The organism is Pseudomonas lactis (genome assembly GCF_001439845.1).
Classification (GTDB): Bacteria; Pseudomonadota; Gammaproteobacteria; order Pseudomonadales; family Pseudomonadaceae; genus Aquipseudomonas; species Aquipseudomonas lactis.
The window spans coordinates 71,040-96,707 of sequence record NZ_JYLO01000013.1 but is presented as its reverse complement, the minus strand read 5'-3'; the positions used below and the strand labels follow the sequence as shown (position 1 = coordinate 96,707).

Below are 25,668 nucleotides of genomic sequence, written 5' to 3'. Positions count from 1 at the left end.
ACGGATATGTACCCGGTCCAACTGTGTTGACTGTTAGGCCGTCTTCGCAGGCAAGCCAGCTCCCACATTGGATCGCAGTGCCTGAGCTAAATCCGTCGACGGCGATTGAGTTGGGGAATGGCGGTTTGTGGTGCTTCTACACGCGGGGCCTGCGCCGCTGTTTTCGCGGCCAGTTGCGCCAGTGTGGGCTGGCTGAACAGGGTGCGGGCGTCCACGTCCAGCCCGGCCTTGCGCAGGCGGGCGACAAGGTTCACTGCCAGTAGGGAGTGCCCGCCCAGTTCAAAAAAGTGGTCATGGCGCCCTACCCGTTCGAGTTTCAACACCTCGGCCCAGATCCCGGCCATCAGGCTTTCCACCTCGCCCACTGGCGCTTCGTAGGCTCGGCTAAGCACAGCCTCCAGCCCTGGCGCTGGCAGGGCCTTGCGGTCGAGTTTGCCGGCGGGGTTGAGGGGCAGTGCGTCGAGTTGCACGAAGGCGGCCGGCACCATGTATTCCGGCAGGTGTTCCAGCGCATGGTCACGCAAGGCTTGCAGGCTCGGCGCCTGGCCGCGCAGGGTGAAGTAGGCCACCAGGCGCTCATCGCAAATCAATACGGCCACCTCGTGCAACGCCGGGTGGGTGGCCAGGCATGCTTCGATCTCGCCCAGTTCCAGGCGCACGCCGCGCAGTTTGACTTGGAAGTCGTTGCGCCCGAGGAACTCAAGCGTGCCGTCGGGCAGGTAGCGCACCAGGTCGCCGGTGCGATACAGGCGGTCGCCAGCCACGAAGGGGCTGTCGATAAAACGTTCGGCAGTCAGCTGCTCCAGGCCCAGGTAGCCACGGGCAACGCCGACGCCGCCGATGTGCAATTGGCCGCTGATGCCCATGGGCACCGGCGCATCATGGGCGTCTAGCACGTACAGGCGGGTGTTGTTGATGGGGCGGCCAATCGGCAGTTGCAGGATGGGCACCGGCGCGCCGGGTTCGAGGGTCCAGGCGCTGCTGTCCACCGTGGCTTCGGTGGGGCCGTACACGTTGTGCAAACGCACCCTGGGCAAGCGCGCCTGTACGCCCCGGGCCAGGGCGGCGGTGAGTTCACCGCCGCCGCACAGCACATCGGTGAGGCTGGTGCACAGGGCCGATTCATCCAGGTCGAGAAACTGCTGCAACATGGCGGGCACGAACTTGATCACGCTGATCTGCTGCGTGCGAATCACTTGCGCCAGGTACGCCGGCTCGCGGTGCCCATCGGGCCGCGCCAACACCAGGCGCATGCCGTTGCTCAACGGCCAGAACAGCTCCCACACTGAACCGTCGAAGCTGAACGGTGCGCGCTGCAACAAGGCGCCGCCTTCGGCGTTCGGGCACAGGTGCGAGCCCCACTGCAGCAGATTGCCCAGGCCGCGATGCTCGATCATCACGCCCTTGGGTGTGCCGGTGGAACCCGAGGTGTACATCACGTAGGCGAGGTTGGCGACGCTCAAGCCGGGCACTTGTGGGTTGTCGATCGGTGCATGGTTCCAGGCGCAGTGGTCGAAGTCGATCAGCGGGATCGAGACATCGCCCACCACGTCGCGGGTGGCGGCCTGTACCAGCAGCGCCACCGGCTGGCTGTCGGCAAGCATGTAGGCCAGGCGCTCGCGTGGGTAACCGGGGTCGAGGGGCACATAGGCGCCGCCGGCCTTGAGAATGCCCAGCAAGCCCACCACCAGATCCAACCCTCGCTCTACGCACAATGCCACCCGCGCGTCGGGCTGTACGCCGTGCTCGCGCAAGTGGAAGGCCAGTTGGTTGGCGCGTTCGTTGAGCTCGCGGTAGGTCAATGCCTGCTCATCCGTCTGCACCGCGATGGCATCGGGGATTCGCCGCGCATGGGCTTCAAACAGCGCTTGCACGGTCAACGTGTGCGGGTGGTCGGTGGCGGTCGTGTTGAAGTCCACCAGCAATCTGCGCAGTTCGCTGGCGGGCAACACTGGCACCTCGCGCAACGGCATTTTCGGCGTGTTTTCCAGTGCGTCCGCCAGGCCGTTCAGGGTGACGTCCAAGTAATCCAAGACCCGTTCAGCGCCGACTGCGCGTGGCGTCTTGGCCTTGAGCCGCACGCCACTGCCCAGGTCGTCCACCGTGAGCATCAACGGGTAACTGAGGATGTCTTCACTGCTGAGCAAGGCAATGCCCGGCACCAGGTTCAGCTCGGGGTCGGCCGAGGTGTGACGGTAGTTGAGCAGGCTGTTGAATAGCCCGGTCACCCCACTGCAGCGCTGGGCCAATGCCAGCGACGCCTGTTCATGGGCGAGCAAGGCACTCAGTTGCGCGTGGGTGTCGTGCAGCGCCTGCGCCACGTTTTGCCCTGCCAGGCGCAGGCGCAGCGGCAAGGTGTTGATGAACATGCCCAAGGCCCGCTCGGCCCCCTCGCCGGCTTGCAAACGGCCGAGCAGCACGGTGCCGAACACCACGTCTTCGCGGCCCGCGACACGGCTGAGCACCTGAGCCCAGGCCAGGTGGAACAGGCTCGCAGCACTCACCCCAAGGGCTCGGGCCTGGCTGCGCAGGCGTAGATTGAGCGTGTCGCTGAGCGCACGCTGCGCCTCTTCGGTTTCGGCGCGATTGGCCTGGCGCTCCTGCAGGCCGAACGCCAAGGTCGGCTCATCTACATCCGCCAGACGCTCTCGAAAGAACGCTTCATGCGCCGCCTGGCGCACGGTCGAACGGGCGTGCGCCACCATATTGCGATAAGGCACGGGCGCCGGCAGTTGCGCCTGTTGGCCCAGCAAATGGGCGCGAATCTCGTCCACCAGCAGCGTGGTCGACGTGGCATCGTTGACCAGATGATGAAAGCGCAGCCTGGCGACCCAGCGCTGGTGCTGGGGCTCCTCGGCGTAATCCAGGGCCATCAGCGGCGCCTGGCGCAAGTCCAGCGGTTGCGCCGGTTCGCGCAGCGGTTCAACCCGCAACTGCGCCTGGCGCCACACCATCTGCATTGGTTGTTCAAGGGCATCCCACACCAGGCTGGTACGCAAAATATCGTGGCGATTGATCACCTGTTGCAAGGCACTGGCAAAGGCCTCCAGTTGCTCGCGGTGCGCAAAACTGAACAGCGCCTGTTGCTGGTACGGGTCGTGCGCGTCGGTGAGGTGGTGGTAGAGCAACCCTTCCTGCAACGGCGCCAGCGGGTAGAGGTCCTGCACATTGGCGGCGCCACCGGGGATGCCGGCGACGATGCGGTCGAGGCTGGGTTGATCGAGTTCGGCCAGGGCGAGCAAGTCCGTGGTGATATGGGTGCAACCGGCCGGGATTCGATTGGCCGGCACCGCCTGTTCGTGACCGCCACACGCCGCCGCCAGCGCCGCCACGGTGGGCTGGCCGAACAGCACCTGCACGTCGGCGCGCAGGCCGGCCTCGCGCATACGCTGCACCAGCTGCACCGCCAACAGCGAATGCCCGCCCAGCTCGAAGAAATGATCGTGGCGACCCACTGGTTGCACGTGCAGCAACTCGGACCAGATCTGCGCCAGTGTGGTTTCCACGCCCTCCTGTGGCGCTTCGAAGCGACGGGTGATAAAGGCTTCCTGGGTGGGTGACGGCAAGGCTCGGCGGTCGAGCTTGCCGTTGGCGGTGAGGGGCAACGCGTCGAGGCGCACGTAAGCCGCGGGCAACATGTAGTCCGCCAGCGTGGCTTGAAGGTGGGTGCGCAGTGCTTCGATTTCCACAGGCTGACATGGCACAAACCACGCCCACAATTGCCCGTCGCGAAACTGCACCACTGCATCCTGAAGCGCCGGATGGCTGGCCAGGGCCGATTCGATTTCTCCCAGTTCGATGCGCACGCCACGGATTTTCACCTGGTCGTCGTTGCGCCCCAGGTAGTCGAGAGTGCCGTCTGGCAGCCAGCGCGCCAGGTCGCCGGTGCGGTACATCCGACCACCGCTGAAAGGGTCGTCGAGAAAACGTTCGGCACTGAGTTCCGGACGGTTCAGGTACCCCCGCGCCACACCCTTGCCGCCGACATACAACTCCCCCGCCACGCCAATCGGCACCGGACGTTGTTGCGCGTCCAGCAGGTAGACCCGGGCATTGGCGACCGGCGCGCCGATATGCAACGGCTGGCCCACCTCGACACGCCCCGAGGTCGCCACCACCGTGGCTTCGGTGGGACCATAGTTGTTCACCACCGCAAACGTCTGCGCCTGGGTGAAGGTGCGCAGGCGGTCGCCGCCGATCAGCAAGGTGCGCAAGGTGGGATGCCCCTGCCCCTGGCTGAACGCATATTCGGCCACAGGCGTGGGCAGGAAACACACCTGCAACGGTTGCGAGCGCCACCAGTGAAGCAACGCGTCGATATCTTCCGCGCCCTCCTGGGCCGGTGGCAGGTGCAAGGTCGCGCCCACGCACAACGCCGGCCAGACCTCCCAGGCCATGGCATCAAAACCGAAGCCTGCGACGCTGGCGGTGTGGCTGCCCGCGTGCAGGTCGAACGCCTGGCAATGCCAGTCCACCAGGTTCGACACGCTGTGGTGTTCAACCATCACGCCCTTGGGCAAGCCGGTGGAACCCGAGGTGTAAATCACATAGGCCAGGTTCGACGGCGTGACCGCAACCTGAGGGTTGCTGTCGATGGACGCATTGCCAGGCTCCAGCGCGATCACCGGTACCGTCGAGACGGGCAGACGCTGGCGTAAATCGTGCTGGGTCAGGATGGCCACGGGCGCGCTGTCGTGCAGCAGGTACTCCAGGCGTTCGGCGGGATGGGCCGGGTCCAGCGGCACGTAGCAGGCGCCGGATTTGAGGATCGCCAACAGCCCCGCCAGGGTGTCAAGGCCACGTCGGGCCAGGATCGCAACGCGGTCATCGGGCTGTACGCCGAGCGCCACTAATTGGTGGGCCAGCGTATTGGCCTGGCGGTTGAGTTGGGTGTAGCTCAGTGCGCGGTCCTGATACACCGCCGCAATAGCGTGGGGCGTACGTGCGGCCTGGGCTTCAATGCGCTGATGCAGGGTTTGCGGCGTGGCGTTGGGCTGCGCGGTGGCGTTCCAGTGCTGCAATCGGGCCTGCTCCTGGGGCAACAGCATGGAAAACTCAGCGATGGGCAGCGCAGTATCTTCCAGCCCCTGTTCCAGCAGCCCGATGAAGCGCTGGGCCAATGCCTGCACGTCGCCCGCCTGGAAATACGCCTCGTTGTAGACGCAATGCAGCCAGGCATTGTCCTGGTAACGATGGCTGCGCAGGTGAATGGCGAGCGGTAGCGCTTCATGCTGATTGGAAACCTTGATCGCGCGGGCCTGGACCTGACCGAAGCGCAGATCGTGGTCGTCCTGCTCGAACGATACCGACACGTCAAAGAGTTGCCCGCGATCCGTTCGGCGCAGGCCCAGCTCGCGGTTCATCTCACTCAACGGGAAGCGCTGATGACGAAAGTCCTGCTTGAGCTGATCACGGATGCCACGCACCAGGGCACCGAAAGACACGCCCTCGCTGAACGCAAAACGTACCGCGCTGACCTGGGTGAACAGGCCCACAGTGGCGCGAAAACGCGCGTTGGAGCGGTTGAGAATCGGCAGCCCCACCGCCCATTCCTGGCGTTGGCTGGTGCGGGTGAAATACACATACATCGCCGCCAGCAACACATGAAAGGCCGACGCCTGGTAGTGGTTGGCAACCTGCTCCATGCGGCTCTGCAACGGCACCGGGAAGCCTTGCACCCAGGTGTTGCTCGACGTCTTGGCGTTGTGCCTGGGGGTGAGCAGTGGTTCGGGCAGCACTTGGTATTTGCCCAGCCAATAGTCGCGGTCGCGGGCGTAGCGGGCCGATTGCAGGTAGCGCTGGTCGGTGTCGATAAAGTCGATGTAGGACGGCGCCAGCAGCTCAGTGTCGCGCCCCTGCTCCAGGGCGCTGTAGAGCTGCGCGAGGGATTGCAGCATCTGGCCGAAGCCCCAGCCGTCGAGGATCAGGTGATGAGCCTGGGTGCCGAGGCGGTAGTGATCATGGTCAAGTTTGACCAGGAAAAACCGGCACAGTGGTTCGCCGCTCAGGGCGTAGGGCCGGGCCATTTGCGCCTGCATCAAGGCTTGGGTTGCCGCCGATGGGTCGGGCAGCGCGGAGAAATCATGCAGCGCCATCTCCACCCTCAACTCAGGGGCGAATGTTTGCCCAGGCAGGCCATTGGCGTCGGTATGCAGTTGAGTGCGTAGCGCATCGTGACGGGCCACCAGCAGTGCGACGGCACGGCGCATGCGTTCGGGCTCGACGGTGCCGGCAAAATCCAGGTAGCCGCCAATGTTGTACAGCGGCGAGTCGCCCACGCGCAGTTGGTCGAGCCAAATGTCTTGTTGGGGGCCAGTGAGGGGGAAGCGGGCCGGCAGGCTGGAGGAATGCTGCATAAGATCCTTCTCATGGGGGTCAGGCACTGGCCGCGCAGAGGTGGCCCATTACACCGATGTGGCCGGATTTGAGCATGGGCGCCGGGGGGTGTCTGACACCCGAAACCCGGACATTCAAATGGATGGATAGGCCTTGGTGGAAGGTTCATGGCTGAAACGATTAAAGCGTTGTAGGAGATTGGCTACATCGGATCCATCCCGAGTCTCTTAGCAACCTCTTTATTTTATAAATTCATTATTTACATCAATAAGTTAACCAAGGCTAAAAATAACTTACGCCTGTACGTAGCCGGCTTAATTCAAGAGAAACGTCGGTTTAATGGCGCAATTTTTATGGCAGCTTGTGTCCCTCGTTTCCGCTACATACGTAGGACAAATCCCTATGGCTAAATAACATCTCGAACGCCGAGTTACGTTCAAGCAGTACGGAGCGCCCTGCGCAGGCCCTGGGCAACCGTTGACGGTTTTCGACATCAAGGATGAGATGGCTATGAGTCTGACCTCAAGTATTGGCGACACATGCGGCCCGCTTTTTTATGCCGAAATGGGCGAGTTGATTTCAAACAGCGGCGACGAACATTTCGCCGCCACCATGCTGCAGCTGGTGGGCAAGTGGGTACCGATTCATCTGGTGGACCTCAGCGAGTGGACCCTGGATGAACTGCGCGACCGCGTGCTGGACATCAAGCTACTGGGCAGCGCCGGGGTGAAGAAGGATTTGTCTGTGCCCCAGACCCTGCATGCGCTGAACGACCACCCGTTGTTGCGGCAGATGCTGCACATGCAAGATCCGCTGCTGATCCAGATGAACGCCAAGGCCAACAGCGCGCACCCGCGCGGCACCTCGCACCAGTGCAACCTGGTATCACGCCAAGGCAATCGACGCTGTGTGATTTCGTTCTACCGCCCGCCGACCCAGCAGGGGTTTTCCCTGGCTGAGCTGTCGTTTCTCAAGTGCCTGTCGGACACGCTGTTGCCGTTGATGGAGCGGCACGCCCAGTGCCTGCGCCAGGCGCCACACGCCGAGACTGAGCCGGCCCATACCCTGCTGGAACAATCGCAGTTGCAGCGTGAGTTCTACAAGCGCTTGTCTTTGAGCGACATCACCCTTTCGGCGCGGGAACAGGAAGTGTGCCTGGGCCTGCTGACCGGCGGCACCGTGCCGCAAATCGCACAGAAACTCAGCGTCAAAAACAGCTCGATCGAGACCTACCTCAAGCGCGCCGCCGCCAAGCTGGGCGTGAGCGGCCGACATGGCCTGGCCAAATGGATGGTGGGCGCCTGATGAATAAACAGACGCTGTGCACCCTCGGCATGGCCTGGATGCTCGGCGGTTGCTCGCTGATCCCCGAGTACCAGCAGCCAGCGGCGCCGACGCCTGCGCAGTACCCCCAAGGCGGTGTCTACCGCCTGGCGCAGGCCGGCAACATGGCGCAGAACCCGGACTGGCAGCAACTGTTCCACGACCCGGCGCTGCAACAGTTGATTAATGATGCGCTGGTCAACAACCGCGACCTGCGGGTGGCAGCCCTGAATGTGCAGGCGTTCCAGGCGCAGTACCGTATCCAGCGCGCGGATTTGTTCCCAGCGATCTCCGCCACCGGCGCCGGCAAGCGCCAGAAGTTGCCAGGGAGCGTGACCGGCACCGGCAAGTCAGCGATTACCTCCAATTATTCCGCCACCTTGGGGCTGAGCGCCTATGAGCTGGATTTGTTCGGCCGCGTGCGCAGCCTCAGCGAACAGGCGCTGCTCACTTACCTGGGCAGCGAACAAGCGCGGCGCAGCGCGCAATTGAGCCTGGTGGCCAACGTCGCCAATGCCTACCTGACCTGGCGGGCCGACCAAGAACTGCTGGCCCTGGCCGAGCAAACCCTGGCGGCCAACGACCACAGCTGGCAATTGACCCGCCGCAGTAAAAGCGCAGGCAAAGCCTCGGCGCTGGACGTGGTGCAAGCGCGCACAGCGGTGGAAAGTACTCGCGCCAGCGTGGCCCGCTATGAGCGCCAAGTGGCCCAGGACCTCAACAACCTCATGTTGCTGGTGGGTGGCCCAGTGGATGAACACTTGCCCGCGCGCCCGCTGGCCGATGACCTGGTCGCCCGCGTGCCCGCCGGTTTGCCCTCGGACCTGCTGCAACGCCGCCCGGATATCCTCCAGGCCGAATACCAGCTGCAGGCGGCCAACGCCAATATCGGTGCGGCCCGTGCTGCGTTCTTTCCTTCAGTGACCCTCACGGCAAACGCGGGCAGCACCAGCACAGAGCTGTCGGGGCTGTTCAAGGGTGGCTCGGGCAGTTGGACATTCCAACCGCAGATCAACCTGCCGATCTTCAACGCCGGCAGCCTGCGTGCCAGCCTGGATTACGCCAAGCTGCAAAAAGACATCACCGTGGCCCAGTACGAAAAATCCATCCAGGCTGCCTTCCAGGAAGTAGCCGACGGCCTCGCCGCACGCCAGACCTTCAACGACCAACTGGCGGCGCAACGGGATTTCGTCGAGGCCAACCAGACCTATTACAACCTGGCCCAGCACCGTTACCGCAGCGGCGTGGACAGCAACCTGACGTTCCTCGATGCGCAGCGTTCACTGTTCAGCGCACAACAGGCGCTGATTGTGGACCGGCTGGCGCAGTTGGTCGCCGAGGTGAACCTGTATACGGCGCTGGGTGGCGCGTGGACGCAATGGCCGAACCTGGCGGCCGCGCGTTAGAGCAACTTGAGTCCAGACTCGGCATGACGATTTGGGGCGCGCCTATCCAGTGGCTGTTTGTGCCCATAACTGTCCACGAAGCCGCCCACAGCGGCCATCGAATGGAACCCGCTGTTGACCGTGCCGATGGCGCCGTTGAGGAAGTCCTGGAGGGTTGCGGGCGCAACGAAGTCTTTCAAGCCCAGGCGACGCAACGCTTGCCCCGGATACTCACCATCATTGAGGCTGCGCATGGCGGCGGCAAAGCTCTTATTGGCCTCCCCATCATTATTTTCAAGGTAGGCTCGCTTGGCACTGACAGCGTATAAAAACTGCGCATTGACCAGAACATCGTTGGGCCTGTCGGTGCCGAAGTGGGCGCCGGCCTTGGCCTGCTTCAGTTCGTCATCGGTGATGTGCAGTTTGAACCCATCGCGCATGACAATGCGATAGCCGCTATCGGTGGCCTCAATGGTTTTGTAAATACCGTAAGGGTTATGGCCGAACCTCATCATCGCGGCTTTAATCGCGGATATCGTCACGCAATTACCTTCGGCCAATTGGTAAAAGTCTTTGAAAATATCACCGGGCTTGATGCCCGTGTTCGCAGGCGTACCTTTCAAGAATTCGTCACGTTTGCCGTTGCGTTTATCGGGGACCGGCGCAGGCAAAGGTGTTGAATCGACTTCAGGTTTTAACCGCGCAGATAACAGCGTCAACAAGCGCTCCAATTCGCCGACCAGGCGACTGAGTTGTTCAGAAGTTCCAGTTGGGGCAGAGGCGTTGGCGAAGGGCAAAACACGTGGCGAAGTGACGGCGTCGCTTGCCCTGGCATGACCAAAAGCAGCAGTGTTAACAGAAGACACTAACATGTTGAATAACCCCTATTATTCACTAAATACTTTAAATCACCCGCGAAGCGTGACCACCTTCAATGACGGTGAAACCGGCGTGTTATATAACTGCCCCTCCATCACGCCCTCAATAATTACACCGTTCTTGTTTCGTGCGCCCTTGTCCAACGGCACGCCGACCTGCGTGCCCAATGCACTGGCATCGATGACCTGCAGATGTTCTTTAAGCCCCAGATAGGACAGCGCCGTATCACCGTCGATGCCGCCTCCGGCCCCCGACAGCACACCGGGATAAGTGCGATGGGCGTGGTACGCACTGTCTTTGCCGTACAGGCTCATGAAGGGGTCCGTTGCGCTGTCGCGCTCAAGCTCCAGGTATTGACGCTTGCTCATCACAGCAAACAGAAATTGCGCATCCTTGACCATGCCTTCATCGCCGCCACTGAACTTTGCCGCCTTGGCCGCCAGTTCAAGTTCTTCAACGGTTATTGTCAGCTTGAAGCCGTCTCGCATCGTCACGTCATAGTGGTCACCATGTTTGGCGACGTGCTTGAAAATCCCGGCTGGGCTTTGCCCGAACGTGGCCATGGCAACCTTGATCGCGGCCACGTGCTCCTCTCGGCCCAGAGCACCCAGATAAGGAAAGTTCTCATACGTGGCACGCAACCCATTGTGCAGATCGTCAGGCTTTTGACCTTTGGGTTTTTCAGACATAAACGCAGTGATTGGCTCATAGTTTTTATCTGAGAACATCTCAATAAGTTCGGTATCAAACGCGTTACGGGTACTGGCCAGGTTCGACCGGTTCATGAACGGTGCCAATTGTTCTTTCCACTCACCCCTGATGGTGGGAACGCTGTCCGGTGCAGGCACGGTATTAACCAGCGGCCTGTGCGGTGAACTCACAAGTGGGGTTGGGTAAGCCGTAACGGGTGGCTGTGGTTTCGGCGCCTCATGCTCCCTGCTCATCCAGGTTTTAAGTGACACCACTAATGTACCCAACAGCTTCAACAGCTCCCCCAGCTCTGCGTCCCGGTTTGAGTTGACACTTGGGCCAATCGGAGAATGTGCCGGTAATTTACCAAAGTGATTGGGTTGATCTGTCACTGCCTGATCAAGGGTTTTACCAGGCGATGTAAACCTTGAGTGCGCGGGCGAATAAGCAGGCTGAGTGTGCGTGAGCATGGTAGGGCGTCTCATTTGATCGAAGGGGGATAATCGCGAACGGTCTGGCACTACTTGCCCACTGCCACTGCCGAACCCGGCACTGAACAAGTACTCTTGCGTGGCCAGGCGGGGGGAAAGGTTCCGGCTCGACAGGTAACAACATCCTTCTCGCTTAACGGACCACTATCAGCCAATTCCTCAACGTTGCGTTTTTTGTCCGACCCCTTATCAGCGCATCCCCGCCTGCCGTATCCGATACTCCCCCGGCGTCATCTGCGCATACCGCAAGAAAAACCGGCTGAAATACGCCGGGTCCTTGAACCCCAGCTGGTAGCAGATTTCATTTGCCGAACTGCCGGTAAACAACAGCAGGCGCTTGGCCTCCTGCATCAGCCGCTCCAGGATCAGGCGCTTGGAGGGCAGGTCGGCAATGCGCCGGCACACTTCATTGAGCCGCGCCTGGGTCACGCCAATACTTTCGGCATAACGCGCCAACGGCCAATGTTCCAGGTAGTGGGCTTCGATCAGCTCGTTGAAACGATGGAAGATGCGCAGGTCTTCATGGGCGGTCGGGCGTGCCGGCTGGGCGTGGGCGCACAGGCGCAGCAGGCGGATCATGATCAGCCTTGTGAGGCTGTCGAGGGCGGCGGCGCGCCCTGCCCGTTCGGTGTTGATTTCACTGCACAGCGCCTCGAAGAGTTGCTCCAGCCCCTCGGCGTCGCCATTCAAGGCGACACAGGCTGCACCGGAGGCAAGGCTGGGATCGGCGTCGATCAAACTCCACACCAGCTGCTGGCGCACCGTCAATACATGCCCATCGGCATCCGCTTCGGTGACAAAAGCGTGGGCCACCGTGGGCGGCGTGAGAAAAAACATCGGCCCCGATTCAACGTACTGGCGGTCATCCAGATACACCCGCACCGCGCCACTCTTGACGTAATGCACCTGGAAAAACCGGTCATGGCGATGCACCGCCATATTGCGCCCGAAAAAACCCGCCAGGTTGCCGAGCTTGTCGTAATGCACCTCGGCGTCGCTGTAGCGCTGGTCGTAGACCTGCCCGATGTTGATGTTGGGGATCGGCTTCACGGGGCTCTCTTCTTGTTGTTGTGAGGCCAGTGCAGTGTGCCACGCTTGACGGTAGTTAACATATTAATTATAACGTTAACAACTTAACGAACTGCCTATGCAGCCGTCGTCACCGCCAGGAGAAACGCATGAGCCGTACCCTGCATGATGTTGCCAGCGGCACCCTGTTCGGCGTTGCGCTGAACTACCAGGGCCTGCTGGACCAGCATCTCGCCGCCTTCCAACAGGCGCCCTACCAGAAGCCGCCAACCAAGCCGGTGCTGTTTATCAAGACGCCCAACACCCGCAATGCCCATCGCGGCGTAGTGCTGCAGCCTGCGGGCGAGCGCCTGCAACCGGGCCCGGCGCTGGGCGTGGTGATCGGCCAGCGCGCCAGCCGTGTCAGCCTGGAGAACGCCATGGCCCATGTGGCCGGGTATGTGGTGGTGAATGAATTCAGCCTGCCGGAAGACAGCTACTACCGCCCCGCCGTCAAAGCCAAATGCCGCGATGGTTTTTGCGCCCTGGGCCCGCAGCTGGTTGCGCGGGATCAAGTCGCCAACCCCAACCAACTGAGCCTCAAGCTGTTCGTCAATGGTGAGCTGCGCCAAGAAAGCTCCACCGCCGATTGGGTACGGGACATCCCGCAATTGATCGCCGAGATCAGCGAGTTCATGACCCTGCATCCCGGCGACGTGCTGATCACCGGCACCCCGCAAGGCCGCGTGGATGTACAGCCAGGCGATCAGGTCGAGGTCGACATCACCGGCATTGGCCGCCTGAGCAACACCATTGCAGCAGAGGCATCGGCATGAAACGCGCACGTATCCAATTTGAAGGTACCGTCCACAATGTGCTGGTGGAGGCCGATTGCAGCGCGCGCCTGGACGATGGCCGCCTGCTCACCGAAGACCAGGTGCAATGGCTGCCACCCGCCACCGGCAACATGTTCGCCCTGGGTTTGAACTACGCCGACCACGCCGCCGAACTGGCCTTTACGCCGCCGACCGAGCCGCTGGCCTTTATCAAATCGGTGGGCACCTACACCGGCCACCGCCAAGTTACCTGGCGCCCGGACAACGTCGCCTACATGCACTACGAGTGCGAGCTGGTGGCGGTGATCGGCAAGACCGCGCGCAACGTCAAACGCGCCGACGCCCTGGACTACCTGGCCGGTTACACGGTGTGCAACGACTATGCGATCCGCGACTACCTCGAGAATTACTACCGTCCCAACCTGCGCGTGAAAAACCGTGACGCCACCACCCCGGTCGGCCCATGGATCGTCGACGTGGCCGATGTGCCCGACCCAGGCAACCTGAAGCTGCGCACCTGGATCAACGGCGAACTGCGCCAGGAAGGCAGCACGAAAGACATGATTTTCGATATCCCCTACCTCATCGAATACCTGTCCAGCTTCATGACCCTGCAACCGGGCGACATGATCGCCACCGGCACGCCCGAGGGCCTGGCCGATGTGGTGCCGGGCGATGAAGTGGTGGTGGAAGTCGAAGGCGTGGGCCGCCTGGTTAACCGTATTGTCAGTGAAACGGAGTTTTTCTCCGCGCGCAAAGAGGCTTGAGCACCATGATCAAACACTGGATCAACGGCCGTGAGGTCGAAAGCAAAGACACCTTTATCAACTACAACCCGGCCACCGGCGAGGCCATCGGCGAAGTGGCCAGCGGCGGTGCCGAAGAAGTTGCGCAGGCCGTGGCGGCGGCCAAGGCCGCGTTTCCCAAGTGGGCCAATACACCAGCCAAGGAGCGCGCACGCTTGATGCGCAAACTGGGCGAGTTGATCGAACAGAACGTGCCCCACCTGGCCGAGCTGGAAACCCTGGACACCGGCCTGCCGATCCACCAGACCAAGAACGTGTTGATTCCGCGTGCCTCGCACAATTTTGATTTCTTCGCGGAAGTCTGCACGCGCATGGACGGCCACACCTACCCGGTGGACGACCAGATGCTCAACTACACCCTGTACCAGCCAGTGGGCGTGTGCGGGCTGGTGTCGCCCTGGAACGTGCCGTTCATGACCGCCACCTGGAAGACCGCGCCGTGCCTGGCGCTGGGCAATACGGCGGTGCTGAAGATGTCGGAACTGTCGCCGCTGACCGCCAATGAACTGGGGCGCCTGGCGGTGGAAGCCGGGATCCCCAACGGCGTGCTCAATGTGATCCAGGGCTACGGCGCCACCGCGGGCGATGCCCTGGTGCGCCACCCGGACGTGCGGGCGATTTCCTTTACCGGGGGCACCGCCACCGGCAAGAAAATCATGCAGACCGCCGGCCTGAAAAAGTACTCCATGGAACTGGGCGGCAAGTCGCCGGTGCTGATTTTTGAAGACGCCGATCTGGAACGCGCCCTCGACGCAGCACTCTTCACGATCTTCTCCCTCAACGGCGAGCGTTGCACCGCTGGCAGCCGGATCTTTATCCAGGAAAGCGTCTACCCACAATTTGTCGCCGAGTTCGCGGCGCGGGCCAAGCGCCTGATCGTCGGCGACCCCCAGGACCCCAAGACTCAGGTCGGCTCGATGATCACCCAGGCCCATTACGACAAGGTCACCGGCTATATCAAGATCGGTCTGGAGGAAGGCGCCACGCTGCTGGCTGGCGGCCTGGAACGTCCGGCGAACTTGCCGGCGCACCTGAGCCGCGGCCAGTTTATCCAGCCGACGGTGTTTGCCGACGTGAACAACCGGATGCGCATCGCCCAGGAAGAAATCTTCGGCCCGGTGGTGTGCCTGATTCCGTTCAAGGATGAAGCTGAGGCGCTGCAACTGGCCAACGACACCGAGTACGGGCTGGCCTCCTACATCTGGACCCAGGACATCGGCAAGGCCCACCGCCTGGCGCGCGGTATCGAAGCGGGCATGGTATTTATCAATAGCCAGAATGTACGGGATTTGCGCCAGCCGTTCGGCGGGGTCAAAGGCTCGGGCACCGGGCGTGAAGGTGGGCAGTACAGCTTTGAAGTGTTTGCCGAGATCAAGAACGTGTGTATTTCCATGGGTAGTCATCACATTCCGCGCTGGGGCGTGTAGCCCAGGCTCAAACAAGCCTCCTGTGGGAGCCGGGCTTGCCCGCGATGCAGACACCGCGGTCCTTTAGCCGTACCGAGTCGATGCCATCGCAGGCAAGCCAGCTCCCACAGGGACCTCACAGGCCATACAAGAATAATTATTCAGGAGAGTCATCATGGGCGAAGTGGTTCTGGCAGCGAAGATCTGCCACGTACCGTCGATGTACCTGTCGGAACTGCCCGGCAAGCATCACGGCTGTCGCGAAGCGGCGATTGCCGGGCACAAGGAAATCGGCCGGCGAGCCCGAGAACTGGGCGCCGACACGGCAGTGGTGTTCGACGTGCACTGGTTGGTCAACAGTGGTTATCACGTCAATTGCGGTGAACAGTTCCAGGGCACTTACACCAGCAACGAGCTGCCGCACTTCATCAAGAACATGGACTACGCCTACCCCGGCTGCCCCGAACTGGGGGAGCTGATCGCCGCCGAAGCCAACCTGGCCGGCGTGCGCAGCATGGCCCATAACATCCCGAGCCTGGAGCTGGAATACGGCACCCTGGTGCCCATGCGCTACATGCACATGGGGGTGCCCGACGCAGAGAAATTCAAGGTGATTTCCATCGCTGCCTGGTGCGCCTGGCATCGCCTGGAAGACAGTTTTGCCTTCGGCGCCGCCGTGCGCCGGGCGATTGAAAAGAGCGACCGCAAGGTGCTGGTGCTCGCTTCCGGCTCGCTGTCCCATCGGTTCTCGGACGACCGCGAGGCTGAGGCGAATATCCACAACTGGACCCGCGAATTCGACAAGCAGGTGGACCTGCATGTCGTGGAAATGTGGAAGCAAGGTCGCTTCAAAGAGTTCTGCGCCATGCTGCCCGACTACGCCGAACACTGTTTTGGCGAAGGCAAGATGCACGACACCGCCATGCTCCTGGGCCTGCTGGGTGGGCCGGACTATGCCAAGCCGGCTGAGATCATCACGCCGCCGTTCGGCAGTTCGGGCACCGGCCAGATCAACGCGTTTTTCCCGCTTTAACCCTGGGAGAGCCCCATGCCGCACTTTATCGCTGAGTACACCGACAACCTCGAACAGCAGGCCGACTTGCCCGGTCTGTTTGAAAAAATCCACCGCGTGCTGGGCGACAGCGGTGTGTTTCCGCTGGGCGGCATTCGCAGTCGCGGCGTACGCCTGGACACCTGGCGCATGGCCGACGGCAAGCACGACTATGCCTTTGTGCACATGACCCTCAAGGTCGGCCACGGCCGCGACCTGGCAACCCGCGAGGCCGTCGCCCAAGCAGTGTTCGCGGTGATTACCGAGCACTTCGCCGAGCTGCAGGCGCAGCGCTTGCTCGCGCTGTCGTTCGAGATGATCGAGCTGCACCCGCAGCTCAACTTCAAGCAGAACAATGTGCACGCGTTCCTGAACAACCCGGCAAGCTGAAACGGCCCCGCCCCCCCCTGTAGGAGCGAGCTTGCTCGCGAAAAGCCCACAGGCACCGCGGACCCAACAGCGCTGCGTTTTCGTTGACGTTTTTCGCGAGCAAGCTCGCTCCTACAACAACAAAAAGAACACCACCATGAGCACAGCCCATTCCACTGCAAGCCTGCAGCTTGCCGAGCACGACCGCACCCATCGTTTGGTGACTTGGCGCCTGATGCCCTTGTTGCTGGTGTGTTACCTGTTCGCCCATCTGGACCGCATCAACATCGGCTTTGCCAAGATGCAGATGAGCAGCGACCTGCACTTCAGCGACACCGTGTACGGCTTCGGCGCCGGGCTGTTCTTCATCGCCTACGCGTTGTTCGGCGTGCCCAGCAACATTGCCCTGGACCGCGTCGGGCCACGGCGCTGGATCGCCTGCCTGATGGTGGTGTGGGGCCTGCTCTCCACCGGCATGCTGTGGGTGGAGAGCGCGCGCGGGTTCTACGTGCTGCGCTTTCTACTGGGGGTGGCCGAGGCCGGGTTTTTCCCCGGGATTCTGGTGTTTCTCAACCGCTGGTACCCGGCACGCCGTCGCGCCCAGGTCACCGCCTTGTTTGCCATTGCGGTGCCCATGGCCGGGGTGTTGGGCGGGCCGATTTCCGGGGCGATCCTGGAGAACTTCCATGATGTCGGCAGCCTGCGCGGCTGGCAGTGGATGTTCCTGATCGAAGGCGCGCCCGTGGTGCTGCTGGGACTGGTGGTGCTCAAGTGGTTGCCGGACAGTTTCGAGTCGGTGCACTGGCTGACTGCCGAGCAAAAACAGCAACTGCGCACCCAATTGAGCAACGAGGAACAGCGCAAGACCATCACCTCGTTCGGCGGCATCCTGCGAGACCCGCAGGTGTGGCTGCTGGTGGCTGTGTACTTTGCGGTGATGCTGGCGGTCAACACCCTGGCGTTCTGGATGCCCACCCTGATCCACGGCGCCGGCATCGGCCGTGACAGCCAGGTCGGCTTGCTCAGCGCCGTGCCGTACCTGGCCGGCTGCTTCTTCATGCTCGGCTGCGGGCGCTCGTCCGACCGCCACCGCGAGCGCCGCTGGCACCTGTGTGTGCCCCTGCTGATGGCCGCGCTCGGTATCGCCGTGGCGGGCCTGGCGCCCGGCAATGCGTTGCTGGTGATGAGCGGGCTGGTGGTTGCCGGGATGGGCGCAAGCGCCGCGCTGCCGATGTTCTGGCAACTGCCACCGGCGTTTCTTTCCCACACCACCCAGGCGGCGGGCATCGCCATGATCAGCTCGTTCGGCAGTATCGCGGCGTTCCTCGCGCCGTACCTGATCGGCTGGATGCGCGACGCCACCCAGAGCGCCAGCCTGGCCCTGTACGTACTCGCCCTGTTTATCGCCCTCGGTGGCTTGCTGGTGCTGCGCACCCAGGCCGCCATCGTCAACCCACACTAGAGACCGTTGCCATGCTCGACTCCCAGCAAATCCTCGCGGCCGCCGCAAACCTTGACCGCGCCGAACGCAGCCGCGAACAGGTGCGCCAGTTTTCCCTCGACTACCCCGGCATGACGATCGAGGACGCCTACGCCATTCAGCGTGAATGGGTCGCGCAAAAGATCAAGGCCGGGCGCACGCTCAAGGGCCACAAGATCGGCCTGACCTCACGGGCCATGCAGGTGTCGTCGAATATCACCGAACCCGATTACGGCGCCCTGCTCGACGACATGTTTTTCGACGAAGGCAGCGACATCCCCTTCGAGCGTTTCATCGTGCCACGGGTGGAAGTGGAACTGGCCTTCATCCTCGGCAAACCGCTCAAAGGGCCCAACTGCACGGTGTTCGATGTGCTCGACGCCACCGAATGGGTGATCCCGGCGCTGGAAATCATCGACGCCCGCATCCAGCAAGTCGACCCCCACACCAACGCCACCCGCAAGGTGTTCGACACCATCTCCGACAACGCCGCCAACGCCGGTGTGGTACTCGGCGGCCGCGCCGTGCGCCCCACCGAGATCGACCTGCGCAAGGTGCCGGCGGTGTTGTATCGCAATGGCGTGATCGAAGAGTCCGGGGTGTCGGCGGCGGTGCTCAACCACCCGGCCAAGGGCGTGGCGTGGCTGGCTAACAAGCTGGCGCCCTATGACGTCACCCTGCTGCCCGGCCAGGTGATTCTCGGCGGCTCGTTTACCCGCCCCGTGGCAGCCCGCCCTGGCGATACCTTCCACGTCGACTACGACCTGCTCGGCTCGATTGCCTGCCGCTTCGTCTGAACCCAGGAGGACTGTCATGGACATGCCTGTCAACCGCTTCAAGCAACGCCTGCACAACCGCGAGGTACAGATTGGCCTGTGGCTCGGCCTTGCCAACGCCTACTGCGCGGAGCTGGCCGCCAACGCCGGTTTCGACTGGCTGTTGATCGACGGCGAACATGCGCCCAACCAACTGGGGGACATGCTCGCGCAGTTACAGGCCATTGCGCCCTACCCCAGCCAGGCGTTGATTCGCCCGGTGATCGGCGACACGGCCCTGATCAAGCAACTGCTGGATATCGGCGCGCAGACGCTGCTGGTGCCCATGGTCGAAAACGCCGCCCAGGCCCGGGAACTGGTGCGGGCCCTGCGCTACCCGCCCCAGGGTATTCGCGGGGTCGGCAGCGCCCTGGCCCGCGCCTCGCGCTGGAACAGCATCGCCGATTACCTCGACCAGGCTGATGCGCAGATGTGCCTGCTGGTGCAGATTGAGAATGCCGAGGGCCTGGCCAATCTGGACGCCATTGCTGCCGTCGAAGGCGTGGACGGTGTGTTTATCGGCCCGGCAGACTTGAGCGCGTCCATGGGCCACCGTGGCAATCCGGGGCATCCCGAGGTACAAGCGGCGATTGAGGACGCCATCGTGCGTATCGTCAAGGCGGGTAAGGCGGGAGGGATTCTCAGTGCGGATGAAAATCTCGCACGACGCTATATCGAGTTGGGGGCGACGTTCGTGGCGGTAGGAGTGGATACCACGGTGTTGATGCGGGGGCTGCAAAGCCTGGCCGGGAAGTTCAAAGACATACCTGTGGCTGCCAATACCGGTGGCGTCTACTGAGACTCAATGTGGGAGCTGGCTTGCCTGCGATAGCGGTGCATCAACGACAAATAAGCCAGCTGACCCGGCGCTATCGCAGGCAAGCCAGCTCCCAAAGTTGATCGGTGGTGGTTCAGCAATTGAGTCAGCGCTTGATGTTCTTCAAGTCATCCAGCAACCCCAACAAGGTCTGGAATTTCTCTGCGCCCAACTGATCCTGCAAACGCTGATAGTTGGCCTCCATGCACTGGCTCATGGACTCGAAACTCGCCTTGCCCTTGTCCGCCAGGGTAATCAGCACCCGGCGCTGGTCCTGTTCGGCCTTGCGCCGGTGCACCATGCCGGCCGCTTCCATGCGCACCAGCACGCCGGTCATGCTCGGCTTGAGGATGCAGGCCAGTTCAGCCAGTTGATAGATCTCCAACTCACCGTGCTGTTCAAGGATGCGGATGATGCGCCATTGCTGTTCGGTCAGGCCGTGTTCATTCAGGGAAGGACGGAAAAAACTCATCGCGGCCTCGCGCGCTTGCAGCAAGGCCAGGGTCAGGGATTGTCGAGGTGTGGACATAGGGCTCAGGGTCACGAAGTATTTAGTTAATAGTTTAACGAAACTCTAACATTCCCGGCCGGCGAGCGCGCTATAACTTATAGGTGCCCTCGCCCGTGGCGCGCTGAATCAAAAACCCGGGCACGCAGGATCAAGACTTCCAGCCCGCCAAGGGCCCTAATGGAGGCATCCGCTTTAGCGCCTTCCTTCACTTTTTCAGGCTGCGCCATGATCAACATCGAAACCCCCACGTACTACACCGCCACCAAGAAATACAACCTCAGCTTCCCCACCCTGGAACAGGATATCGACGCGGACGTCGTGGTCATCGGCGGCGGCTTTTCCGGAATTAACACGGCCCTTGAGCTGGCGGAAAAAGGCATCACCAACATTGTCGTGCTCGAAGCGCGCTACCTGGGCTTTGGCGGCACGGGCCGCAACGGTGGGCAGATCATGGCAGGCATCGGCCATGACCTGGAGAAGATCAAGAAGGACGTGGGCGAAGACGGCCTGCGCCAAGTGTTCGAGATCAGCGACCTGGGCGCCGACATCATCAAGAACCGCATCGCCAAGTACAACATCGACGCAGACTTTTGCCACGGCTACGGCTACATGGGCTTCAACGCCCGCCAGGAAAAAACCCTGCGCGCCTGGGAGAAAGACTTCAAGTCGATCAACAGCCAGCACGAAATCCGCTTTCTTGGCGGCTCTGACGTGCAGCAGATCATCGGCTCCACCGCCTACACCAGCGCCCTGCTGCACATGGGTGGCGGGCATGTGCATTCACTGAACCTGCTGCTGGGCGAAGCCACCGCGCTGGTCAGCCATGGTGTGAAGATCTTCGAGAACAGCCCGGCCCTGGAAGTCAGCTACGGCGAGCGCATCACCGTGCGCACCGGTCGCGGTTCGGTACGCGCCAGCAAGTTGCTGTGGGCCTGTGACAGCTTCCTCAACAAGCTGGAGCCGGAACTGCACCGCTCGACCATCAACACCTACGCGTTCCAGATGATGACCGAGCCGTTGTCCGAGGAGTTGATCCAGCGCATCAGCCCGATCCGTGGGGCCTACAGCGATATCCGCCCGGTGATCGACTACTACCGCGTGACCAACGAAAACCGCCTGCTGTTCGGCGCCGCCACGCCTTTGGTGGAGCACATTCCCGGCGATCTGAAAGCCTGGAACCGCCACCTGATGCTGAAGATTTTTCCCTACCTCAAGGACGTGAAAATCGACCTGGCCTGGGGCGGCCCGATGGCGTGCAGCCCGAACCTGTTCCCGCAGGTGGGCACTTTGCCGGGGCGCAGCAATGCGTTTTTCGTGCAGGGCTATTCCGGCTTTGGCGTCACCCCCAGCCACATCATCTGCAAGGTGCTGGCCGAAGGCATGAGCGAGGGCTCGGCGCGCTATGACCTGGTCAGCTCGATCTCCCGCCCCACCATCCTCGGCAAGGACGCGATTCGCCCCCTGCTGCTGACGGCGGGCAAATCCTGGCACCAATTATCCGGCTACTGGAACGGTCGCCGCTAACCCCTGTAGGAGCGGGCTTGCCCGCGAAGAACGTCAACGATAACGCGGGCCTTCAGGTAAATCGCGGTGCCCAGACGTTCTTCGCGAGCAAGCTCGCTCCTACAAAAATCTCGTACTTATCGGAGCATCTGCCATGACACTTACCACCCTCAAACACAACGTCCAGCTGTCGGAACTCGACGCCTGGGGCACCGTGGCCGACCTCGGCTCGCAAATCCTCGAAGGCGAAGTACGCGCCTTCGGCAAGATGACTTTCGGCGCGCCCACCGATGCGGTCAGCAGTGCGTACTTCGGCACCACCCAGGGCAAGTTCCGCATGGTCTACCCGTTCGCCGAACAGGCCACGATAGTCACCGGCGAAGTGGTGCTGACCGACGAGTCCACCGGCCAATCCACCCGCTACAAGGCCGGTGACAGCTGGTTCGTGACCAAGGGCACGCCCGTGCTGTGGGAAGTGATCAGCGAGAGTTTCGTCAAACACTACTTCGCCGTCGTGTAAGGGAGGGGTTGCCATGTCGAATTCATCTGACTGGATCACCGTAGGCGCCCTGGCTGAGGGGTTTGCACCCGAGGCGTTCATTCTGCCGAATCTGGCCGACCTGGCCGGCCAGACCTTCACTCTGCACTTTGCCAATGGCTGGCAGATCGAACACCGCTTCGAACAGGAGCGCCTGGCCTGGCACGCCGCCGATGGCCACTCCAGCGGCAGCGCTGCCTACCGCGCCAGCTCGATTCGTCCGGGCCTGTACCTGGTGGACTTTATCAAGCATGAGGCCGGGCAAAGCTGGTCGATCAGCCTGGTGCTGGACACGCCAAATGCCTCCTTTACCGCCGTGATTGGCCGTATGCCAGAACCGGCAGAGACCCACGAAGGCCTGTACCACCGCGCCCTGGCCGGCAAACCGCTGACCTCGGTACAGGTTGACTTCCTCCACGGCAGCCTCGACCGGCCGTGGCAGGATGGCCACTGCCTGCACGCCCCCACCGACGAGTTGGTCGGCCTGCGCAACCACTATCGCTACAGCCCCAGCGAGGTCTACGAACACATCTACCTCAACCCGCGGTTCTACGCCTGGCAATGCCTTGAGGGCGTGGAGAAAGGCCTGTGCGACACTGACCGCTGCCATTACTACAAGATCGCCGAACAGCTGTACCTGTTCGTCTGGCAGGAGAAGATCGTGCCGACCCTCGGCCTGGTATTGATCGACCTGCAACAGCACCGCAGCGACGGCAAGATCTTCGGCTATGCCGGGGCGTCCTTCGACGCGCTGTCGAACTTCCCGATCAGTTCCTATTGCCAGGTGCTCAACCACACGGAGTACCCCCGTGACTGAGCCGCGCACGGTGGTGATCACCGGAGCCGGCACCGGCATCGGCGCCGCCTGCGCACGCTTGTACGCACAGGAAGGCGCGCATCTGGTGCTGATCGGTCGGCGTCGTGAGCCGCTGGAACAGGTGGCGCAGGACACCGGCGGGCTGATCCTGGTGGGCGATGCCGCCTGCCCGGACACCTGGGACGGTTTCATCCAACAAATCCGCACCCACTGCGGGCGCCTCGATGTGCTGCTGGCCTGTGCCGGTGGCCACGGCCTGGGCAGCGCGACCCAGACCAGCCCGGCCACCTGGGAAGGCGCGCTGCGCAGCAACCTCGACAGTGCGTTCTACAGCGCTCGCGCCTGCCTGCCGCTGCTGCAGGAAAGCGCCGGGAACATGGTGCTGATTGGCTCCATCGCCTCATTGGCAGCAGGCCCCGAGGTGTGTGGCTACACCACCGCCAAGCATGCGCTGCTCGGGCTCAACCGCTCGCTGGCCCGTGACTATGGGCCCCATGGCGTGCGGGTGAACGCGGTGTGCCCAGGCTGGGTGCACACGCCGATGGCCGACGCGGAGATGCAGCCGTTGATGGAGGCGTACGGCGAGACCTTGCAGCAGGCCTATGCGCGCGTGTGTGCCGATGTACCGCTGCGGCGCGCCGCCCGTGCCGACGAGATCGCCAAGGTGTGCCGCTTCCTGGCCAGCGACGACGCCTCGATCATTACCGGCGCCACGTTGGTGGCGGACGGTGGGTCCAGCATCGTCGACGTGCCGACGCTGGCGTTCACGCGCCTGGAGCCTGCCCATGCCCCATGACCTGGATTTCAGCGGCCAAGTCGTGCTGGTCACCGGCGGTGCCCAAGGCATTGGCCTGGGCATCGTCCAGGCCTTTGCCCAACGCGGTGCGCGGGTGGTGATTGCTGACCGTCTGCTTGAACAGGCTGAAGCCCTGGCTGCCGGGTTACGCACGCAAGGGCATCAGGTTGACGCCGTTGGCGTTGACCTGGCGGATACCGAAGCGGTGTTTGCTTGCGTCCAAGGCTTGGCGCAACTGGATGTGCTGGTGCACAACGCCGGGTACTTTCCGCTGACCGCCTTTGCCGACATCACCCCAGCGATTCTGGAGCGCACCCTGGCGGTGAACCTGTCGGCGCTGTTCTGGCTGACCCAGGCGGCGTTGCCGAGGTTTCGCGAGCAAGGCCGGGGCTGCGTGCTGGTGACGTCTTCGGTCACCGGCAACCGGGTCGGTTATCCGGGCCTGAGCCACTATGCGGCGTCCAAGGCCGGGGTGAATGGGTTTATCCGCAATGCGGCGCTGGAGCTGGCGCAGTTGAATGTGCGGGTCAACGGCGTGGAGCCCGGCATGATTGCTACCCCGGCGATGGATAACCTGGGCGATGCGGCCGTGAATGACAGCATCGCCAGCCGTGTGCCGCTGGGGCGCCTGGGCGCGGCGGCGGATATTGCCGGGGCGATGGTGTTTCTGGCCTCTGACCTGGCGGGCTATATCACCGGGCAGACGCTGGTGGTGGACGGTGGCGCGACGCTGCCCGAAATCTGAAACCCGATCGTTCCCACGCTCTGCGTGGGAATGCATCCTGTGACGCTCCGCGTCACGACTTCTGGGGCGGGACGCGGAGCGTCCTGGGCGGCGTTCCCACGCGGAGCGTGGGAACGATCACGCTTACACCGCCTGCAACCGGCTGGAACGAAAATCCTTGGGCGATACCTCAAACTGCTTCTTGAACGAGCGGCTGAAGTGCGCCGAGTCGGTAAAACCCCACTTGTAGGCAATCGAGGTGATCGACTCACTGCGCAGGAACGGGTTGGTCAAGTCATCCGCACTGCGCTTGAGCCGTGCGCGCTGGATATAGCGGCAGACGCTGTCGTCCTGTTCTTCAAACAAACGGTACAGGTGCCGCACCGAGATATTCAGGCGGTTGGCCAGGCCGATCGGGCTCAGGCCTGGCTGGCTCAGCGACTCATCAATGACCTTTTGCACATAGCTGCGTAGGTTATTGCCCTGTAACGAGGCCACGCCTTCGCGGCACTCATCGCCCTGCTCCAACGCCGAACCCAACAGCGAGACGAACGCCGCTTGCAGCGCTTCCACTTGCGTGGCGTCTTCGTCGGTATCGTCCTTGCACAATTGGTCCATCAGCACATGCAGCATGCGCCCACAGGCTTTGGTCGAGGAGATCTTGCCGAAGGCCCGTGCCTGGCCACCCAGGTGCTTGCACACCGCAGTGCGCGGCAAGGACAGCGAGGCGTGTTCGATCAGGCCGAAGGGGGTAATTTCGATGGCACCCACCGAGTCCATCAACAGCATTTCGCCGGGGGCCAGTTGTACGGTCTGGTCGTTCTGGGTGATTTGCGAATAGCCGCTGCGCTGGCTGACCAGGAAACATTCCTGGTCGTTGTCATGGTCGGCGTGGTGCATCGGGCGCTTGATCAGCCCGGCATTGGTGCGCAGGATGGCCAGGCCACGCGACAGGTTGTGGATCTCGCCGATAAACAGCGAACGGTTGAAAGCCAGCTCGGTATCGAAGTGGCCGCACGCGGCGCGCAGTTCGCGGTTCCAGCTGTCGAGCCCGTCGGGTGCATGCTGTGGGATGCTCATGGGGTGT

General features: G+C 62.4%; 21 protein-coding genes. 15 read left to right on the top strand and 6 right to left on the bottom strand.

What is annotated here, in order from left to right; all coding sequences use genetic code 11:
- Positions 1 to 86: 86 nt before the first annotated feature.
- Positions 87 to 6,356 (bottom strand): non-ribosomal peptide synthetase, encoded by a 6,270-nt coding sequence (locus TX24_RS22735; protein WP_057711189.1) that lies wholly within the window; start codon positions 6,354 to 6,356, stop codon positions 87 to 89.
- A 490-nt stretch (positions 6,357 to 6,846) separates the two neighbouring features.
- Between TX24_RS22735 and TX24_RS22730 the strand changes: the two genes are divergently transcribed.
- Both TX24_RS22730 and TX24_RS22725 read left to right on the top strand, forming a co-directional pair.
- Positions 6,847 to 7,641: a helix-turn-helix transcriptional regulator gene (locus TX24_RS22730; RefSeq protein ID WP_047711242.1), complete on the top strand. Its 795-nt coding sequence runs from the start codon at positions 6,847 to 6,849 to the stop codon at positions 7,639 to 7,641.
- Positions 7,641 to 9,065, top strand: coding sequence for an efflux transporter outer membrane subunit (locus tag TX24_RS22725; RefSeq protein WP_003192382.1), 1,425 nt, complete (start codon positions 7,641 to 7,643; stop codon positions 9,063 to 9,065). Before TX24_RS22730 ends, TX24_RS22725 begins: the two co-directional genes overlap by 1 nt.
- Here TX24_RS22725 and TX24_RS22720 read toward each other — a convergent pair.
- The 3 genes from TX24_RS22720 to hpaA form a co-directional block, all read right to left on the bottom strand.
- The gene (locus tag TX24_RS22720) at positions 9,062 to 9,916 is read right to left on the bottom strand and encodes a hypothetical protein (protein ID WP_244175907.1); all 855 of its coding nucleotides are present in this window, start codon (positions 9,914 to 9,916) and stop codon (positions 9,062 to 9,064) included. The two genes, TX24_RS22725 and TX24_RS22720, sit on opposite strands and share 4 nt — an antisense overlap.
- A gap of 36 nt (positions 9,917 to 9,952) precedes the next feature.
- Positions 9,953 to 11,083 carry a type III secretion protein gene (locus tag TX24_RS22715; protein ID WP_169878806.1) on the bottom strand — a complete coding sequence of 377 codons (1,131 nt, stop codon included), beginning with the start codon at positions 11,081 to 11,083 and terminating at the stop codon, positions 9,953 to 9,955.
- A 210-nt stretch (positions 11,084 to 11,293) separates the two neighbouring features.
- Positions 11,294 to 12,154 (bottom strand): 4-hydroxyphenylacetate catabolism regulatory protein HpaA, encoded by an 861-nt coding sequence (gene hpaA, locus TX24_RS22710; RefSeq protein WP_034134261.1) that lies wholly within the window; start codon positions 12,152 to 12,154, stop codon positions 11,294 to 11,296.
- 128 nt (positions 12,155 to 12,282) lie between these two features.
- Here hpaA and TX24_RS22705 point away from each other — a divergent pair, with 128 nt between their 5' ends.
- The 8 genes from TX24_RS22705 (at position 12,283) to hpaI (ending at position 19,674) form a co-directional block, all read left to right on the top strand.
- On the top strand, positions 12,283 to 12,948 hold the full coding sequence (locus tag TX24_RS22705) for a fumarylacetoacetate hydrolase family protein (RefSeq protein WP_057711185.1): 666 nt from the start codon (positions 12,283 to 12,285) through the stop codon (positions 12,946 to 12,948).
- Positions 12,945 to 13,715: a fumarylacetoacetate hydrolase family protein gene (locus TX24_RS22700; RefSeq protein ID WP_057711183.1), complete on the top strand. Its 771-nt coding sequence runs from the start codon at positions 12,945 to 12,947 to the stop codon at positions 13,713 to 13,715. The genes TX24_RS22705 and TX24_RS22700 overlap by 4 nt, the downstream gene beginning before the upstream one ends.
- 5 nt (positions 13,716 to 13,720) lie before the next feature.
- Positions 13,721 to 15,181: a 5-carboxymethyl-2-hydroxymuconate semialdehyde dehydrogenase gene (gene hpaE, locus TX24_RS22695; protein ID WP_034134260.1), complete on the top strand. Its 1,461-nt coding sequence runs from the start codon at positions 13,721 to 13,723 to the stop codon at positions 15,179 to 15,181.
- Between the two features lie 154 nt (positions 15,182 to 15,335).
- Positions 15,336 to 16,193 carry a 3,4-dihydroxyphenylacetate 2,3-dioxygenase gene (gene hpaD, locus TX24_RS22690; RefSeq protein WP_057711181.1) on the top strand — a complete coding sequence of 286 codons (858 nt, stop codon included), beginning with the start codon at positions 15,336 to 15,338 and terminating at the stop codon, positions 16,191 to 16,193.
- Positions 16,194 to 16,208: 15 nt separating this feature from the next.
- Complete coding sequence (locus TX24_RS22685) at positions 16,209 to 16,601, top strand: tautomerase family protein (protein WP_034134259.1); 393 nt, start codon at positions 16,209 to 16,211, stop codon at positions 16,599 to 16,601.
- A gap of 136 nt (positions 16,602 to 16,737) precedes the next feature.
- Positions 16,738 to 18,042, top strand: coding sequence for an MFS transporter (locus TX24_RS22680; protein ID WP_003192395.1), 1,305 nt, complete (start codon positions 16,738 to 16,740; stop codon positions 18,040 to 18,042).
- A gap of 11 nt (positions 18,043 to 18,053) precedes the next feature.
- The gene (gene hpaH / locus TX24_RS22675; protein WP_003192397.1) at positions 18,054 to 18,857 is read left to right on the top strand and encodes a 2-oxo-hept-4-ene-1,7-dioate hydratase; all 804 of its coding nucleotides are present in this window, start codon (positions 18,054 to 18,056) and stop codon (positions 18,855 to 18,857) included.
- 16 nt (positions 18,858 to 18,873) lie between these two features.
- The gene (gene hpaI / locus TX24_RS22670) at positions 18,874 to 19,674 is read left to right on the top strand and encodes a 4-hydroxy-2-oxoheptanedioate aldolase (protein ID WP_057711179.1); all 801 of its coding nucleotides are present in this window, start codon (positions 18,874 to 18,876) and stop codon (positions 19,672 to 19,674) included.
- A 124-nt stretch (positions 19,675 to 19,798) separates the two neighbouring features.
- Here the strand turns inward: hpaI and hpaR are convergent, their stop codons facing one another.
- Positions 19,799 to 20,221 carry a homoprotocatechuate degradation operon regulator HpaR gene (gene hpaR / locus TX24_RS22665; RefSeq protein ID WP_044269224.1) on the bottom strand — a complete coding sequence of 141 codons (423 nt, stop codon included), beginning with the start codon at positions 20,219 to 20,221 and terminating at the stop codon, positions 19,799 to 19,801.
- A 207-nt stretch (positions 20,222 to 20,428) separates the two neighbouring features.
- Between hpaR and TX24_RS22660 the strand changes: the two genes are divergently transcribed.
- The 5 genes from TX24_RS22660 (at position 20,429) to TX24_RS22640 (ending at position 24,602) form a co-directional block, all read left to right on the top strand.
- Positions 20,429 to 21,727, top strand: a complete 1,299-nt coding sequence (locus tag TX24_RS22660; protein WP_003192402.1) for an NAD(P)/FAD-dependent oxidoreductase — start codon at positions 20,429 to 20,431, stop codon at positions 21,725 to 21,727.
- A 133-nt stretch (positions 21,728 to 21,860) separates the two neighbouring features.
- Positions 21,861 to 22,226: a cupin domain-containing protein gene (locus TX24_RS22655; protein WP_003192404.1), complete on the top strand. Its 366-nt coding sequence runs from the start codon at positions 21,861 to 21,863 to the stop codon at positions 22,224 to 22,226.
- 13 nt (positions 22,227 to 22,239) lie between these two features.
- Positions 22,240 to 23,061 (top strand): molybdenum cofactor biosynthesis F family protein, encoded by an 822-nt coding sequence (locus TX24_RS22650; protein ID WP_003192405.1) that lies wholly within the window; start codon positions 22,240 to 22,242, stop codon positions 23,059 to 23,061.
- Positions 23,054 to 23,857, top strand: a complete 804-nt coding sequence (locus tag TX24_RS22645; protein WP_057711177.1) for an SDR family NAD(P)-dependent oxidoreductase — start codon at positions 23,054 to 23,056, stop codon at positions 23,855 to 23,857. Before TX24_RS22650 ends, TX24_RS22645 begins: the two co-directional genes overlap by 8 nt.
- Positions 23,847 to 24,602, top strand: a complete 756-nt coding sequence (locus TX24_RS22640) for an SDR family oxidoreductase (protein WP_057711175.1) — start codon at positions 23,847 to 23,849, stop codon at positions 24,600 to 24,602. The genes TX24_RS22645 and TX24_RS22640 overlap by 11 nt, the downstream gene beginning before the upstream one ends.
- A 123-nt stretch (positions 24,603 to 24,725) precedes the next feature.
- Here TX24_RS22640 and feaR read toward each other — a convergent pair whose 3' ends face one another.
- On the bottom strand, positions 24,726 to 25,661 hold the full coding sequence (gene feaR / locus TX24_RS22635; RefSeq protein ID WP_003192409.1) for a transcriptional regulator FeaR: 936 nt from the start codon (positions 25,659 to 25,661) through the stop codon (positions 24,726 to 24,728).
- Positions 25,662 to 25,668: the final 7 nt, after the last annotated feature.

Coding starts and splice junctions, on each gene's coding strand:
- TX24_RS22735 (WP_057711189.1), bottom strand. CDS start 6,356: ATGCAGCATTCCTCCAGCCTGCCGGCCCGCTTCCCCCTCACTGGCCCC.
- TX24_RS22730 (WP_047711242.1), top strand. CDS start 6,847: ATGAGTCTGACCTCAAGTATTGGCGACACATGCGGCCCGCTTTTTTAT.
- TX24_RS22725 (WP_003192382.1), top strand. CDS start 7,641: ATGAATAAACAGACGCTGTGCACCCTCGGCATGGCCTGGATGCTCGGC.
- TX24_RS22720 (WP_244175907.1), bottom strand. CDS start 9,916: ATGTTAGTGTCTTCTGTTAACACTGCTGCTTTTGGTCATGCCAGGGCA.
- TX24_RS22715 (WP_169878806.1), bottom strand. CDS start 11,083: ATGCTCACGCACACTCAGCCTGCTTATTCGCCCGCGCACTCAAGGTTT.
- TX24_RS22705 (WP_057711185.1), top strand. CDS start 12,283: ATGAGCCGTACCCTGCATGATGTTGCCAGCGGCACCCTGTTCGGCGTT.
- TX24_RS22700 (WP_057711183.1), top strand. CDS start 12,945: ATGAAACGCGCACGTATCCAATTTGAAGGTACCGTCCACAATGTGCTG.
- hpaE (WP_034134260.1), top strand. CDS start 13,721: ATGATCAAACACTGGATCAACGGCCGTGAGGTCGAAAGCAAAGACACC.
- hpaD (WP_057711181.1), top strand. CDS start 15,336: ATGGGCGAAGTGGTTCTGGCAGCGAAGATCTGCCACGTACCGTCGATG.
- TX24_RS22685 (WP_034134259.1), top strand. CDS start 16,209: ATGCCGCACTTTATCGCTGAGTACACCGACAACCTCGAACAGCAGGCC.
- TX24_RS22680 (WP_003192395.1), top strand. CDS start 16,738: ATGAGCACAGCCCATTCCACTGCAAGCCTGCAGCTTGCCGAGCACGAC.
- hpaH (WP_003192397.1), top strand. CDS start 18,054: ATGCTCGACTCCCAGCAAATCCTCGCGGCCGCCGCAAACCTTGACCGC.
- hpaI (WP_057711179.1), top strand. CDS start 18,874: ATGGACATGCCTGTCAACCGCTTCAAGCAACGCCTGCACAACCGCGAG.
- hpaR (WP_044269224.1), bottom strand. CDS start 20,221: ATGTCCACACCTCGACAATCCCTGACCCTGGCCTTGCTGCAAGCGCGC.
- TX24_RS22660 (WP_003192402.1), top strand. CDS start 20,429: ATGATCAACATCGAAACCCCCACGTACTACACCGCCACCAAGAAATAC.
- TX24_RS22655 (WP_003192404.1), top strand. CDS start 21,861: ATGACACTTACCACCCTCAAACACAACGTCCAGCTGTCGGAACTCGAC.
- TX24_RS22650 (WP_003192405.1), top strand. CDS start 22,240: ATGTCGAATTCATCTGACTGGATCACCGTAGGCGCCCTGGCTGAGGGG.
- TX24_RS22640 (WP_057711175.1), top strand. CDS start 23,847: ATGCCCCATGACCTGGATTTCAGCGGCCAAGTCGTGCTGGTCACCGGC.
- feaR (WP_003192409.1), bottom strand. CDS start 25,661: ATGAGCATCCCACAGCATGCACCCGACGGGCTCGACAGCTGGAACCGC.